The sequence below is a fragment of the Corynebacterium tuberculostearicum SK141 genome, from assembly GCF_000175635.1.
In the GTDB taxonomy this organism is placed as follows: domain Bacteria; phylum Actinomycetota; class Actinomycetes; order Mycobacteriales; family Mycobacteriaceae; genus Corynebacterium; species Corynebacterium tuberculostearicum_C.
Genome location: NZ_ACVP01000012.1, coordinates 40,019 through 54,224, shown reverse-complemented (window position 1 = coordinate 54,224; position 14,206 = coordinate 40,019). Strand labels below are relative to the sequence as shown.

General features: G+C 62.3%; 12 protein-coding genes and 1 tRNA gene. 7 read left to right on the top strand and 6 right to left on the bottom strand.

Translation table 11 applies throughout. The annotated features are described in order from the left end of the window. Positions 1-29: 29 nt before the first annotated feature. Entirely contained in the window at positions 30-692 is a 663-nt protein-coding gene (locus tag CORTU0001_RS03740) for a GOLPH3/VPS74 family protein (RefSeq protein WP_005327481.1), read from the top strand. A gap of 11 nt (positions 693-703) precedes the next feature. Here CORTU0001_RS03740 and typA read toward each other — a convergent pair whose 3' ends face one another. Then, positions 704-2,614, bottom strand: a complete 1,911-nt coding sequence (gene typA, locus CORTU0001_RS03735) for a translational GTPase TypA (RefSeq protein WP_005327480.1) — start codon at positions 2,612-2,614, stop codon at positions 704-706. Positions 2,615-2,841: 227 nt separating this feature from the next. Here typA and CORTU0001_RS03730 point away from each other — a divergent pair, with 227 nt between their 5' ends. The 3 genes from CORTU0001_RS03730 to CORTU0001_RS03720 are packed head-to-tail and all read left to right on the top strand — an operon-like array spanning position 2,842 to position 5,106. After that, positions 2,842-3,618 carry an Rv1157c family protein gene (locus tag CORTU0001_RS03730; protein ID WP_005323559.1) on the top strand — a complete coding sequence of 259 codons (777 nt, stop codon included), beginning with the start codon at positions 2,842-2,844 and terminating at the stop codon, positions 3,616-3,618. Continuing rightward, positions 3,619-4,155, top strand: coding sequence for a ribonuclease FAU-1 family protein (locus CORTU0001_RS03725; protein ID WP_005323560.1), 537 nt, complete (start codon positions 3,619-3,621; stop codon positions 4,153-4,155). A 3-nt stretch (positions 4,156-4,158) separates the two neighbouring features. Then, positions 4,159-5,106, top strand: a complete 948-nt coding sequence (locus CORTU0001_RS03720) for a DUF808 domain-containing protein (protein WP_005327478.1) — start codon at positions 4,159-4,161, stop codon at positions 5,104-5,106. A 27-nt stretch (positions 5,107-5,133) separates the two neighbouring features. On the opposite strand, the gene zupT is transcribed toward CORTU0001_RS03720, so the two are convergent. Together zupT and CORTU0001_RS03710 are read right to left on the bottom strand one after the other, a co-directional pair. Further along, positions 5,134-5,931, bottom strand: coding sequence for a zinc transporter ZupT (gene zupT / locus CORTU0001_RS03715; protein WP_005323563.1), 798 nt, complete (start codon positions 5,929-5,931; stop codon positions 5,134-5,136). Between the two features lie 34 nt (positions 5,932-5,965). Beyond that, positions 5,966-7,903, bottom strand: coding sequence for a BCCT family transporter (locus CORTU0001_RS03710; protein WP_005327477.1), 1,938 nt, complete (start codon positions 7,901-7,903; stop codon positions 5,966-5,968). A gap of 193 nt (positions 7,904-8,096) precedes the next feature. Here CORTU0001_RS03710 and CORTU0001_RS03705 point away from each other — a divergent pair, with 193 nt between their 5' ends. Further along, on the top strand, positions 8,097-9,182 hold the full coding sequence (locus CORTU0001_RS03705) for a hypothetical protein (RefSeq protein WP_005327476.1): 1,086 nt from the start codon (positions 8,097-8,099) through the stop codon (positions 9,180-9,182). Between the two features lie 27 nt (positions 9,183-9,209). Here the strand turns inward: CORTU0001_RS03705 and selB are convergent, their stop codons facing one another. From selB to CORTU0001_RS03690, 3 genes are all read right to left on the bottom strand, one after another. Continuing rightward, entirely contained in the window at positions 9,210-10,982 is a 1,773-nt protein-coding gene (gene selB / locus CORTU0001_RS03700; RefSeq protein WP_005327475.1) for a selenocysteine-specific translation elongation factor, read from the bottom strand. Beyond that, the gene (gene selA, locus CORTU0001_RS03695; protein ID WP_050776582.1) at positions 10,983-12,245 is read right to left on the bottom strand and encodes an L-seryl-tRNA(Sec) selenium transferase; all 1,263 of its coding nucleotides are present in this window, start codon (positions 12,243-12,245) and stop codon (positions 10,983-10,985) included. A 79-nt stretch (positions 12,246-12,324) separates the two neighbouring features. Beyond that, positions 12,325-12,419, bottom strand: a tRNA-Sec gene (locus tag CORTU0001_RS03690). A gap of 213 nt (positions 12,420-12,632) precedes the next feature. Here CORTU0001_RS03690 and CORTU0001_RS03685 point away from each other — a divergent pair. Beyond that, entirely contained in the window at positions 12,633-13,190 is a 558-nt protein-coding gene (locus CORTU0001_RS03685; RefSeq protein ID WP_005327472.1) for a hypothetical protein, read from the top strand. 12 nt (positions 13,191-13,202) lie between these two features. After that, positions 13,203-14,186 carry a selenide, water dikinase SelD gene (gene selD, locus CORTU0001_RS03680; RefSeq protein ID WP_005327469.1) on the top strand — a complete coding sequence of 328 codons (984 nt, stop codon included), beginning with the start codon at positions 13,203-13,205 and terminating at the stop codon, positions 14,184-14,186. Positions 14,187-14,206: the final 20 nt, after the last annotated feature.

Below are 14,206 nucleotides of genomic sequence, written 5' to 3'. Positions count from 1 at the left end.
CATAGACCGCTACTTTTGAGGAGGCCCAAATGCTCATCTGCCAGGAAATGTTCCTTCTACTGACCAAGGACAACGGCAAGAAGGAAGACTGGGTGTCCAATAATGAGGCCGCTCTGCGCGCCACCGTACTCGCGGACCTGCTGCTGGGCGGGCACGTAGAGCTCGGTGAGAAAAAGAAGGTAGAGACTACTCCACAGCGCCCGGAGCACCCCGTGTTGGCTTGGGCTTGGGAAGAGCTGCAGCAGCACAAGGCCACCAGCATGCAGAGCCTGTTGGAGGCTTCGTGGTTTACCCCGCGGGAAATCATCGCCTTGGATTTCCACGCGAATGGACAGCTCGATGTGGAAAAGGCCAAGTGGTGGCAGATTAGCGGCGACCGCTACATCATGACGGACCTGGAGCTGGAAAAGGAACTGCGCGAACGGTTGGTTGCAGTCCTGGAGGCGCAGCGACCAGCCACGGTCAATGACGTCATCATCCTGGATATCCTCCGCGAGGTCAGCGGCGCCTATACCCTGCTGAAAAACGATGCGGAGGGAATGAAGCGCCGCGAGATGCGGGCACGCATTCAGGAGATCAAGAAAGAGGTCGAGTATGACAAAACCGCCTCCTCTGCGGTCAAGGCCGTAGTTGAGGAGGCGGCAGCGGTTGCGGCGATGGTGGCCACTTCAGCAGCAATCACCATCACCTAGGGTGCGGCTTTTTACTTATTCATCTGCTTCGCGCGGGCGGCGGCACGCTTGCGGTCGGTAGCGGAAAGCTCAACCTTGCGCACGCGCAGAACGTCCGGGGCGACCTCGACGCACTCGTCGTTGCCACAGAACTCCAGCGCCTCTTCCAGGGAAAGGGTTTGTGCCTTAGCCAGGGTGACCGTGGCATCCGCGGTGGCGGAGCGCATATTGGTCAGCTTCTTTTCCTTGGTGATGTTGATGTCAATATCCTCATCGCGGTTATTGGCACCAACGACCATGCCCTCATAAGCCTCGGCGCCCGGCTCGACGAAGAAGTTGCCGCGGTCAGCCAGCTGCATCAGCGCGTACTGGGTGATCTGGCCGGTGCGGTCAGCCACCAGGGAGCCGGTCGGGCGGGACTTGATCTCGCCGGCCCAGACATCCAGGCCGTCAGAGATGGAGTTAGCGATGCCGGCACCGCGGGTCTCGGTCATGAACTGGGTGCGGAAGCCGATGAGACCGCGGGCAGGAACGCGGAAGATCATGCGTACCCAGTCGCCCTCGCGCACGTCCATGGCCTGCATCTGGCCCTTGCGGGCGGCCAGCAGCTGGGTAATAGCACCCTGGTGCTCGGACGGGGAGTCAATGGTAAGGATTTCGTATGGCTCGTAGGTCTTGCCGTCGATTTCCTTGGTCACAACCTGCGGCTTACCAATCGTCAGCTCGAAGCCTTCGCGGCGCATGGACTCAATAAGCACGGACAGCGCCATCTCGCCACGGCCCTGGACCTCCCATGCGTCGGGGCGCTCGGTGGGCAGCACGCGCAGGGAAACGTTACCGATGAGCTCTTGCTCCAAACGGGCCTTGACCATACGCGCGGTGAGCTTATCGCCGCCGCCCTGGCCTGCCATCGGGGAGGTGTTCACGCCGATGGTCATGGAGATGGCCGGCTCGTCTACGGTGATGCGCGGCAGGGCCTCTGGGTGCTCTGGATCGGCGATGGTGTCACCAATCATGACGTCAGAGATGCCGGAGATAGCAACGATGTCACCGGCGATGGCCTCCTCAGCGGGCTGGCGCTCGAAGCCGACGGTGCGCAGCAGCTCGGCGACCTTCACGGTCTTGGTGTGCTGGTTGCCATCCTCGTCGTAGTGGATCCAGGCCACCTGCTGGCCCTTCTTAATGCGTCCGGCGTAGATACGCAGCAGCGCGATACGGCCTAGGAAGTCGGAGGCGTCCAGGTTGGTCACGTGCGCCTGCAGTGGGGCGTCGACGGTAGCGGAAGGCTCTGGCAGGACGTTATAGATGACGTCGAAAAGCGGCTGCAGATCCTCGCCCTCAGGGACGTTGCCATCGCCTGGGTTCTCGGTAGAGGCAACGCCGGCGCGGCCGGAAGCGTAGAGAACCGGCAGGTCCAGCAGCTCCTCGGCGGCGGCCGCAGCTTCCTCGTCCTCCAGGCCGGCGGCGATTTCCAGCAGCAGGTCCTGAGACTCGGAGACAACTTCGTCAATGCGGGCATCCGGGCGGTCAGTCTTGTTCACGCAGATGATAACCGGCAGCTTGGCTTCCAGTGCCTTGGTGAGCACGAAGCGGGTCTGCGGCAGCGGGCCCTCGGAGGCATCGACAAGCAAGACGACGCCATCCACCATGGAAATACCGCGCTCAACCTCGCCACCGAAGTCGGCGTGGCCTGGGGTGTCGATGACGTTAATAATCAGGTCCTGGCCGTCCTTGCCCAGGCCCTTGCGGTGAATGGCCGTATTCTTGGCCAGAATGGTAATGCCGCGCTCGCGCTCCTGATCATTGGAGTCCATGACGCGGTCCGTGTGTTCACCGTGGTCACCAAAGGCGCCGGACTGCTCCAGCATGCCGTTGACCAGGGTGGTCTTGCCATGGTCAACGTGCGCGACGATGGCAACATTACGGAACTCGGTATTACTCACTAGTGGGGTTCTCCTTCGGAGGATCTACGGCGCTTGCGCGCGCGAAATTGATCTTGAACGAGCTCCCACGATACCCCCTTAAAGGGCCAAGTGCAGCATTGGGGATGGCTTTACCCCGTAACGCACCGTATAGAACGGGCGAAAAATCTTATAGATTGCGAATGCACTTGACACTCCCATAAGCATCACTATCGTTACTGTAGGTAATATTGTTACAAATGTGACTAATGGGGCTTGAACGCCCATCCCGAGACCGCACCCAAGGAATTGATAACGTGAGCCACGCCCGCACCACCTGGCGCCTGTCCAGCCGCACCGGTTATATCGCCGCTGCCACGGCCGCGCTCATCGGCCTCGCCTCTCCCCTCGTCGCCCCAGCGCAGGCTTCCGCACCGGATCTTTCTTCCTTGGTGCAGCAGGCATCCTCCCATAGCCCGCTGGACGAGCTCGGCCGCCCCAATCAGGAAACCCAGGACCGCATCCGCGCTTTTGCGGCACAACCTTGGATTCCCGAGGATGTTCGCAACGCCATCTTGTCGGGCCTCGCATTCTTCGCCGGCGGCGGCAATGGCAAGGGCGGCGTAGCCATGCCAGAGGGCAATAACCCGAACTTCCGCCAGTTCTACTGGCCCACAGTTTCCGCACACTGCATTGGCGGCACCAGCGATGCCATGGGCTCGGCCATCGCCGTTCCTGGCCCCACCGAAATGCCGGCACCGGGCGCAAAGCCTGGCGAAACCGTCTTCCTCTTCACCGCCCTCGGCACCCCACCGGCCGCACGCGAACAAGGCGGGATGAACGTGCAGTGGTTCAACCTTGACACCCTGCGCAGCGGCGTCACCCCACTGAATAACAACGGCATCAATCAAGACGGCCCTACCACCTTGTCCGGCACCGCCCAGACTGGCAAGGGCACCGTCATCGCACTGCTTTCTGGCGGCGTAAACACCCAGGAATCCCGCTGCAATTTCGCCCCCACCGCCGCCTTCCTTGAGGTGAAGTAGATGCCGGCGGATCTCCATCCGGTCAAGCGCGAGACCTTTAATACCGCCGAGTACACCAATACCGACCCCAAGGGTTTCCTGCGCGAGGTCGACACGTACACCGAGACGGATTTCGGCCTCTACATGGCTCGCGGCGCCGATCACCCGCGCTTTGGCTACCTGGAATCGTGGCTGCTGCCCGATCTCAACCTGCGTGCCAATATCTTCCATTTCCGCCCTGGTGTAGACGTCCACCAGGACTTCTATATTGATGTGGCCGAAATCCAACGCGATGGCGCGGTGTGGACCACCCGCGATCTTTATGTGGATCTTGTTGCCACGCGCGGCGAGCCCATTTCCGTGCTCGATATTGATGAACTCTCTGCCGCAACCTCCGCCGGTTTGATTTCCGCCGAGGACGCCGAGAAGGCGATCGACACCACACTTGCCGCGGTCGAGGGCATTACTCGCAGCGGTGATGATGCGATGGCTTGGCTGGCGCATCAGGGGATACACTTAACGTGGTCCGATAACATCACCTTAACCCCAGAAGGATAATTTATGGCCGGTGGCCTTTTTGCCCTGCTTGACGACGTCGCCCTGATCGCCCGCTCCGCTGCCTCTAGCGTTGACGATGTGGCCGCCCTTGCGGGCAAGACCTCCGTGAAGGCCGCAGGTGTGGTAGTCGATGATGCTGCCGTAACCCCACAATACGTGGAGGGAATTAAGCCCCAGCGCGAGTTGCCGATGATCTGGCGCATTACCAAGGGCTCGCTCATCAATAAGCTCGTAATCATCTTGCCCATCGCCATGATCCTCTCTTGGATCGCGCCGTGGGCGCTCACGCCCATCTTGATGTGCGGCGGTACCTATCTATGCTTTGAAGGCGCGGAAAAAATCCTGCATCACCTTCTTCCCCACCGAGAGAAGGAAACTGAATCAGTCCAGGAAAAGGGCGCAGACGCCGAAGATAGCTTGGTCAAGTCCGCTATCACCACGGATCTCATTTTGTCTGCCGAGATCATGGTCATTTCCTTGAATGAGGTCATCGACCAGCCATTCTGGATGCGCCTGGGTGCCCTCATCTTCGTCGGCATCTTGCTGACCCTGGGTGTCTACGGCGCCGTAGGCCTCTTGGTCAAGATGGACGATATTGGCATGGCCCTCAATAAGCGCCACAATGGCAACTCCACCATCGGCACCGCTCTGGTCAAGGGCATGCCGGTCGTACTCGATATCATCGGCGTCATCGGTACCGCCGCCATGCTGTGGGTAGGCGGCCACATCGTAGTCAAAGGCCTGCACGAATTCGGAATGGATCAGCCACACGAGTTCATTGCCTCCGTGACCGAAAATATTTCCAACGGAGCCCTGGCGTGGCTGGCAGATACCGGTATGTCCATGGTCTGCGGCCTGGTGCTTGGCACAGTGGTTGCCACCATCGTGATGGCGGTCAAGGCCTCCTTTGGCAAGACCTCGGCCACCTCCGCCCAGCCGGCGGAGGCTTAAAACGCCGTAGCCCGGCTGCATAGCCGGCTACATAAATAGCATCAGCGAAACCGCCATCACGGCCATGCCGGCAATCAAGCCGTAGATAGCGTGATGGTGCTCGCCGGTTTCCTCAGCAGTGGGTAATAGCTCATCCAGCGAGATGAAGACCATAATGCCGGCGATGGCGGCGAAGCTAATGCCCATCGTCGCCGGCCCAATAACCGGCAAGAGAAGGCCGAAGCCGATGAGCGCGCCGAGCGGCTCGGCCAGGCCAGACAAGGTGGCCCACCAAAAGGCCTTCTTGCGGGAGCCAGTGGCCTCGCGCAGCGGAACAGCCACCGCAATGCCTTCCGGGATATTGTGAATGGCGATGGCCACCGCCACCGGCACCGCAACTTCCTTAGAATCCAGGCCGGAAAGGAAGGTGGCAAACCCCTCGGGGAAATTGTGCAGGCCCAGCGCGCAGGCGGTAAATACGCCAGTTTTCATTAGCTTCTTGCGGCGGGCTTCTTCGGCCGTGGTGGCCGGCTCATGGGGATTAATCTCCTCCGGCACGAGCCGGTCAATGATGGCGATGACGGCGATGCCAGCAAAGAACGCCCCGACGGCGGCCCAGGTGCCGGTGGTTTCCTCGCCGAGGGCGTCGGAAAGCTGCGCAATGCCTTCCGGCAGGATCTCCATAAAGGAGACATACAGCATCACGCCGGCCGAAAGCCCCAGTGCAGCGGCCATAAAAGCCGGCCCCGGCTCGCGCCTTCCCACCGCCAAAGCGCCGCCAATCGAGGTCGATAGACCCGACAGCAGCACCAAGGCGAAGGCAAAGGCAAAGGTACTAAAAGTCATAGCTGGCACCCTACCAGCCAATAATTGTCAAGTATTAATTTTCTTCCTTATCTTCCGGTACCGGAGAGATGAACTCGCCATTCTTGATAGATGGATCGTTGTCCACATACTCGCCTGCCTCATAGTCATAGCCCACGGCGCGGCCCTCTTCGTCCGTGCGCGCGTACCAATCGGTCACCTCTGCTGCAGTGGAGTTAAAGTGCGCGCCCGTTGCGTAGTCGCCGTCTGTCGGCTCGATAGACAGGGCAAAGTTATCGCCATAATCGCGCACGCCCCGCACGATCGCATTAGAGACCGCTTCGTCCTCGTAGAAATGACGGATGGAGGCAGGATCATGGCGCAGCTCGCGCACCAACGCGATGCACATGAGCACGATGATAACCGCGAAAGGCAAAGCCGTCACCGTAATAAGGTTCTGCAGGCCCTGCAGCGCATTACGGCCACCGGCAAGCAAAATGACCACAGCAATGCCGGCCATACATACCACCCAAAAGACCGTAACCACCGGGTTGGGCTTGGGGTTGCCGCGCTGGGTGAGCTGCGAGTTCACAATGGATGCGGAGTCAGCCGTGGTAATGAAGAAGACCACCAGCATGATGATGACGATGGGCGCCATCCACTCCGCTCCTGGGAAGTGGTCCAAGACCTTGAAAAAGATGTCTTCTGCCGCCGGCATGGAATCAATAGTGCCATCTGAGGCGATATCGCCATCGCGGCGCTGCAACCAAATGGTGGTACCGCCCAGGATGGTAAAAGCGGCAACAATGATGGCCGAGGGAATAAGCAGCACGCCAAGCACGAACTGGCGGATGGTACGCCCGCGGGAAATCTTGGCTACGAAGACGCCCACGAATGGCGACCAGGATACCCACCACGCCCAGTAGAAGGTGGTCCAAGAGGACAGGAACGCAACCATATCTTCCCCCTGGCCCATATTGGCAGAGAGCATCTGCGGCATTTCATCGAGATATTCAATCACCACGGCCGGCAGCATATTGGCCAAGAAGGCGGTCGGCCCCACGACGAAGAAGAACAGGGCCAGTGCCATGGCCAGCACCAGATTGATATTGGAGAGCCACCGAATGCCCTTGGCCACGCCGGAGACGGCCGAGAAGATCGTTCCGATGGACAGTACCACGATGATTACCAGCGCCGCGGCATTGCCGGTGGTAGACCAGCCGCTAACCAATTCCACGCCGCGGCCGATCTGCAGCGCACCGATGCCCAGCGTGGCGGCGGTGCCGAAGAGAGTGGCAATAATGGCCAGGCCATCGATGATGCGCGCGGGCAGGGAATCAGAGGAGCGATTGCCAAAGAGCGGCATCAGGATGGAGCTCATCAGCGGCACGCGGCCGCGGCGGAAGGACACGTAGGCCACGCACAGGCCCACGATGGCGTAAATTGCCCAGGCATTAAAGCCCCAGTGCATGGCTGCCTGCGCCATGGCGCCCAGCACCGCTTCATCGCTCGCAGCCTCATAGGCGCCCGGGCGCGGCGAAAGGTAGTAGCTCAGCGGCTCGAAGGGGCCGAAGAAGATAATGCCGATGCCAATGCCGGCGCCAAAGAGCATCGCAGCCCAGCTCACCGTGGAAAATTCCGGCTTCTCCCCATCTAGTCCGAGAGGGATTTTGCCGTACTTTGAAATGGCCAAGATGATGAGCAAAAACATCAGGAACGTCGCCAAGGCGGTAAAGATCCAGCCCAAGTTACGCATCACCCAATCGAGCGCTGCCGAAGAAGCATCGAAGACCTGCTCGGGCGCAATCACACCCCAGATTACGAAGGCGACGACCAGTCCGCCGACCACAAAGAGGATCGGCTTGTCCACTCCGTACTTGACCTTCTGGTCCTCAATGGAGACGCCCGGTACCAGCGCGGGGTGGATATTATGCGGGTACATAATGTCCTTTAGGATGCGCTTGGCGTTGCGGGTGCGCTTTTTGCTTTCCTCCGAGCTATTTACCCCACGCACAGGGCGGGATGAGGAAGACGATGAAGAAGAGATGGGTCTACTCCTATTCTGTTTTCCGGGTGTCACTTTTAAGAGAGCTGTCTATACATTAATAAAAACTCGCAGGATATAAAGCTGGCGCCAGCCCTTCCCCCATATGCGTAAAATGAGCTACGCATTGTTTACCGGCCTTTAACCTTGGGAGTGACTTTCTATGGCGCTATACCCGCTCGCGACTAGTTACTTCGGCGTGGAGCATGTTGCGGTCCTCGAGCACCCAGTGCTGGGCACCGCATTGAGTATCCCCGGCGTGGCGAAGCACGCTGCGCTTGTCGACGTCTCCCTAGAACCCGATACCTACACCAACGGCTGGCGCGTTCGCTCAGACTTCGGCTTCTTAGGGTTTCTGGACGAGGTCGAGGCGGCGGAATATCCCGCCTTGGAGCGATTGAAGGCCTCCTCTGCACAGCCGCAGACGATCGCCACCGTGGAGGTAGTTGACGGCCAGGTCGAGGTTGCCGTGTCACTGGGCCTGTGGCCCTGGATGGTGCCGGTCAATGACCAACCGCAAGGAACCGCGCTGCTCTCCGGCGGACGAGGCGTGCTGATCGATACCGCTGCCGGCGACCTATCGCCCGCTCAGCTTGAGCAGATGGGCACGCAGCAATTTTTCGTCACACTGGACGACCTTGCCGGCACCGCGGTGGCGACCTGCGACGATACGGTTCTCGGTCCCCTCGGCGACAGTGCCGCGCTCCCTGGACTGCGCGCCGCATTCGCTGCGGCACACGGTTCTGGGGCGGGGCTTTCTGCCCGCGCCTACGCGAGCCACGGCATGCTTGCCGTCGATATCCCCGCCGATGAGGCCACCACCGCGGAGCTCTTCTCCCCCGCTGTTCCGCCACTGCGCGTGCCCGCGCCACAACCTGCGATTCCCGCCGCCGCGCGCGCAGCCACACCGGCTCAGCCCGAGGTCTGGGAGCACACGCTTTCCGGCGAAGCCATCGTGACGGCACTGCCCAGCGGCTCGCGCCGCCCGAAAGGGCCGCAGGCCCAGCCGGCTGCACCCGCTAAGCCAGATGCGCCAGCTCAGCAGCACAATGAGCAAGCACAACAACCGCAGGCCAGCGCCAAGCTGGCGGAGTTGGTCTCCTCTATCCCAGGAGAGCAGAACTTCAGCTGGCGTGCGCTCCCGGTAGCCGAAGAACCGGGCCGCTTTTCCTCCGAATCCGCGCGCGTGCGGGCCCGGCGCGTGGCACGCGACACGTCTCACCACCGCGGGGGCAATCACCGCAAATAGGTGTGATGCTCGGCCACAGAGGCCTCGCTAGCGCAGGGTGCGCTGGCCCCCGTCGCCGCGGCGCGTAATCCGCTGGGCGTCGAGGTATTCCAGCAGCGGGATGGCTACCCGTCGCGTGGTGCCCAGCGCTTTACGGGCTGCCGAAAGCGTAAAGGGTTGCTCCAGTACGCTAAGGCGCCGGCGCGCCTCCTCCGGTGCCGAGGGCAAGAGCACGATTCCCTGCTTGAGGCGCAGGAGGCGCCCGGCGCGCTCGGCGGCGGCAAGTGCCTTTGGGCCCAGGCCCAGCTCCGTTAGGTCATCTGCCTCGGGTGCCGCAAAAGGTTCTACCTTAAGCCTTTCCTCGATGGCAGCGACCCCGCGCTCCGCCGCACCGAGGTCCGCCCGCTGCCCGGGAAAGCGCAACACTCCCTCACTGCTTTCCGCCTTCGTAGCCGCGATGGCAAGGCCCAGCAAGCCTTCTTCTTGCAGGCCGAGGGCATCCAAGGCTGCTTTGCGGGGCATTCCCGGTGCCAGGGGATGTGCAGCAGCGTGGGCTTGCAGGGCGTCGGTAAGCGCGTGCTTCCACCGAGTTACCTGGGAGGCCGCAATCCACCAGTCGCGGAAGGCGATAATGCCTTGCGGCGGCGCTGCGGTAATAAAGCCGTCGCGGGCTAAGTCATCCACACGGGCGAAGCCGACGCGGCGCAGGTAGGAGGCGGGATCGCGGAAAGAGTCCTGGGCGCTGAGCTCTTCTGCGCGGCGGCGGGCGTCACCGCGCCGGTTAAACTCCGGCGGGCGCAGATCTACTGCCTCTACCCCAGCGACGACGTGCCGGCCGCCAGGGCTGCGCACTACGAAGCGATCAAGGAGCCGCAGCGGCAGCGGATGTGCCAGGCTGATGCGCGCGAAATCGCCAGACAAGGGACGCAGGTGAGCCTCTACCCCGGCGGTACCAGTGTGCACGACGAGGTTATCGGGCAGCCCATCGAGATCCGCGCCAAAGGTGCGGCGGACATCGAGGTGGTCCACCAGGCGCCACGCACCCGGGGTAAGCAGCACGTCGCCGCGGTGGATATCGGCGGCATCCGCCCCACGCAGGTTGACGGCCGCGCGAGTGACGGGGCCGAGTGAATCCTGCGCGCGATTTTCACTATGCAGGCCGCGGACTTCCACGTCCCTTTCCCCACCGGCCGTGACCACCTTAAGGCTATCGCCCACGCGCAGGGTACCCGCGGCAAGCGTTCCGGTCACCACGGTGCCCGCGCCCTTCACGCTAAAGGCGCGGTCTACCCACAGGCGCACGGGCGCCTGCGCATCGGGAACGGGCACTGCGGCAAGGACCTCATCGAGCGCCTGCCGCAGCGCCGCAATGCCGTCGCCGGTAGGAGCGGATACGGGAATAATGGGGGCGTCGGCAAGCGGGGTGCCGGCCAGCTGCGTTCGGATTTCTGCGGTGCGGTCCACGGTGGCGCGATCGCTGCGAGTGAGCGCAATAATGCCGTGCTCTACTCCCAGCGCACGCAAGGCATCGCGGTGGTCGGTGGACTGGGCCTGCCATCCCTCATCGGCCGCAACCACAAAGAGGACCACCGGGGCTGGGCCCACGCCAGCGAGCATATTGCCTAAGAATTTTTCATGGCCGGGCACATCTACGAAAGCCACATCCGCGCCAGAAGGCAGCGTGGTCCAGGCAAACCCCAAATCAATGGTGAGCCCGCGGCGCTTTTCTTCCTCCCAGCGGTCCGGGTCCATCTCCGTAAGAGCCCGCACCAGGGTGGACTTGCCGTGATCCACATGACCGGCAGTGGCGACGACGTACACCTATCCCACCGCCTTAATAGCGGCAATAACCGCGGCGTCGTGGTGGGCGGGAACGCAGCGAATATCCACCAAGCAGCGGCCCTGATGCACGCGGCCTACCACGGGCGGGGCCTGGCGGCGCAGCGCGTCCGCATAGCGCTCGGGCAGGCTCACCGCGAAGCCCGGCAGCGGGTACTCGGGCGCCCCGCCACCGCCCACGCGGCCATCATGAGGCACCACTTCTGCCCCGACTGCCTGCGCGATGGCTTCCGTGCGCGCGCGGTGGGTCTGGGGATCAAGGTGGAGGGCGTCCTGCACCGCATTCGAGGGCGTCGAAATGGCCGCCTCCAGCGCGTTAAGCCGCAGCTTATCTATGCGCACCGCACGGGCCAGCGGGTGCTTCTTCACCGCGGCAATCGCCTCCTTGGTGCCGAGCAAGATTCCTGCCTGCGGACCGCCGAGCAGCTTATCGCCAGAGGCAATGACGATATCGGCCCCGGCGCGCAGCTGGGCCTGGATATCTGGTTCTTCTGGCAGCGCCGGGTCATGGGTGAGCAGGCCGGAGCCCAAGTCCACGATGAGTCGCGTATCGTTCTCCACCGCTAGGCGGTGCAGTTCCTCTACCCCGACTGCGGCGGTAAAGCCCTCGATGCGGAAATTGGAAGGGTGCACCTTCAAGATGGCGCCGGTGTTATCGCCTAGCGCGCGTTCATAATCGGCCAGGTGTGTGCGGTTAGTCGCCCCAATTTCTTTAAGGCGCGTGGTCGTGGACTCGATGAGTTCCGGCAGGCGAAAGCCCGCTCCAATCTCAATGAGCTCGCCGCGCGAAATGATGACCTCTTTGCCGGGAGCGAGCGCAGCGGTGGCAAGCAACAAGGCGCTGGCGCCGTTATTGACCACTAAGGCATCTTCTGCACCGGGGCAGGCCGCGAGCAGCGCGGCCGTGGCGCCGGCCCCGCGATTTTTTGATCGCTTGCCCGAGTCCAGGTCCATTTCCACATCCGTATAGGAGGCAGCGGCCTGCAGGGCCTCTACCGCGGCGCTGGGAAGCGGGGCACGCCCTAAGTTCGTATGAATGATGACGCCGGTGGCGTTAATGACCGGCTGCAAGGAATGCGCTGTCTTTTGTTCCAGGCGCTGCGCAATTTCTGCGGGTATATCGCTGACCGGCAGCTGGCCGCGGCGCGCTTGGGTGACTGCGCCCTGGATAATCGCGCGGATGGCGTGCTCGGCTAGGCGCTGGCGCGCGGATTCTACTTCCGGCAGCTGGAGCAGCTCGTCCATGCGGGGAATATTCCTGCGGGGATCCGGGCTGGCAGCAGGCGTGGGCGTGGGCACTGTGGCATTCCTCCTTGCGCGCGGGTGGCGGAGACGGACAGGAATCGAACCTGCCAGACCGAGATGCTCGGCCTCACCGGTTTTGAAGACCGGGGCGCCCACCAGGACACGTACGCCTCCGTGTGCTCACCTTACACGGAGGAAGAAATTTCCCGGGATTCTCCGTATAATTAACGTTTTTCTAAGATTCGGGCTAAGATTCCACTTATGTTCCTATCAGGTTTAAGGCGGCGAGAGATTGGCCGGCGCGCGGGCGCCGGTTGCATACTCGGCTTCGCCCTTCTCGCCACCGCGTGCTCCCCTGCCACTTCCCCACCTGCGGAGTCCCCCAACATGACCCGACCAGAGGTGGAGTCGCAGCAGCTGGAAGCCTTCACCGAGGACGCAGCCGGCGCCCCACATGGCTTCACTGCCACCGAGCCTGGCACCCACTTGCACTATGGCGAGACGGCCTCCGTCCTCACAGAATCTCGCGAGGGAAATATAAGTTATTTTAAGGTTCGGGTAGATGCCCCACGCCTCGCTGACAACATCCGCCCTACCGGCTCTTCGGAAGACTTCACTCTCCCTGAGTCCGCCTCCACCATCTGTTTCCCAGTATCGCTGACTTACCTCGGAGCTGCGGATACCTCCGCACCGACTTCCTTTCCAGACCTCGCACCAGCCACCGCTGACGGCTCGCGCGCCAATGAGGTGCCCAACTCCGCCGCGGCAAGCTGCCCCTATAGCCAGGTCCCTGCGATACCCAAGGTAGGCCAAACCTATCGCACCGCACTGGTTTCCTTTACAGAACCTGCCCATGCGGCAAGCGATCCCCACGGGGCACAGTTCCACTTCCACGTGCCCTCCTTCAACCGCCTCGACCGCGCGGAGGCAATTTCCTGGGGCTAGTAAAATGGCGCTATGACCGAAGATATTAAGCTCACCTCTTTCGCAGCTGGTGGCGGCTGCGCCTGCAAGATCCCCGCTGGGCAGCTGGAATCCGCCGTCGAAGGCCTCATTGGCAAGGCCGACCCCAACGTGCTCGTTGGTTTGGACGATGGCGATGATGCCGCAGCCGTAAAGATTCAAGATGGCCTGGCGGTTATCTCCACCGCGGACTTTTTCACTCCCATGCTCAATGACCCCTATGACTGGGGGCGGGTGGCCGCGGCCAATGCGCTCTCTGATGTCTATGCCATGGGTGGCACCCCGGTTACCGCCATCAACCTGGTGGGCTGGCCCAATGAAAAGCTGGGCCTGGATGTGCTGCGCGAGGTCCTGCGCGGCGGCATGGATATAGCCACCGAGGCCGGCATCTCCGTAACAGGTGGGCATTCCATCACCGCGCCCGAGCCCCTGTACGGTATGGCAGCTACCGGCATCGTGGCCCCCGACAAGCTCATGCGCAATGACGCCGCCGAACCCGGCCTGCCCATCACCCTGACCAAGCCCATCGGCGTGGGCATCCTCAACAACAAGCACAAGGCCACCGGCGAGGTCTCCCGGGCCGCGGTTGATTCCATGACCACCTTGAACCGTGAGGCCGCCCGCGCTGCGGTGGAGGCGGGCGTGCGCGCAGCCACGGATGTCACCGGCTTCGGACTGCTCGGCCACCTGTACAAGATGTGCCGCGCCTCCGGCATCGCCGCGGAGCTCGATTTTTCCGCCGTGCCCACCGTCGAGGGCGCGAAAGAGGCGCTGGCGGAGGGCTTCATCCCTGGCGGTTCCCGCCGCAATCTGGACTGGGTGCGCCCGCACCTCGATACCTCCTTGAGCGAAGAAGAGCTTGTGCTGCTTGCCGACGCCCAGACTTCCGGTGGCCTCCTCCTTATCGGCGAGGTTCCCGGCTACCCCATCATCGGCCATACCACCGAGCGCACCGGCGATGCGTTCATTAAGGCCTAAGATGCGCCGACGCCTCCCCG

Coding starts and splice junctions, on each gene's coding strand:
- CORTU0001_RS03740 (WP_005327481.1), top strand. CDS start 30: ATGCTCATCTGCCAGGAAATGTTCCTTCTACTGACCAAGGACAACGGC.
- CORTU0001_RS03730 (WP_005323559.1), top strand. CDS start 2,842: ATGGGGCTTGAACGCCCATCCCGAGACCGCACCCAAGGAATTGATAAC.
- CORTU0001_RS03725 (WP_005323560.1), top strand. CDS start 3,619: ATGCCGGCGGATCTCCATCCGGTCAAGCGCGAGACCTTTAATACCGCC.
- CORTU0001_RS03720 (WP_005327478.1), top strand. CDS start 4,159: ATGGCCGGTGGCCTTTTTGCCCTGCTTGACGACGTCGCCCTGATCGCC.
- zupT (WP_005323563.1), bottom strand. CDS start 5,931: ATGACTTTTAGTACCTTTGCCTTTGCCTTCGCCTTGGTGCTGCTGTCG.
- CORTU0001_RS03705 (WP_005327476.1), top strand. CDS start 8,097: ATGGCGCTATACCCGCTCGCGACTAGTTACTTCGGCGTGGAGCATGTT.
- selA (WP_050776582.1), bottom strand. CDS start 12,245: ATGGACGAGCTGCTCCAGCTGCCGGAAGTAGAATCCGCGCGCCAGCGC.
- CORTU0001_RS03685 (WP_005327472.1), top strand. CDS start 12,633: ATGACCCGACCAGAGGTGGAGTCGCAGCAGCTGGAAGCCTTCACCGAG.
- selD (WP_005327469.1), top strand. CDS start 13,203: ATGACCGAAGATATTAAGCTCACCTCTTTCGCAGCTGGTGGCGGCTGC.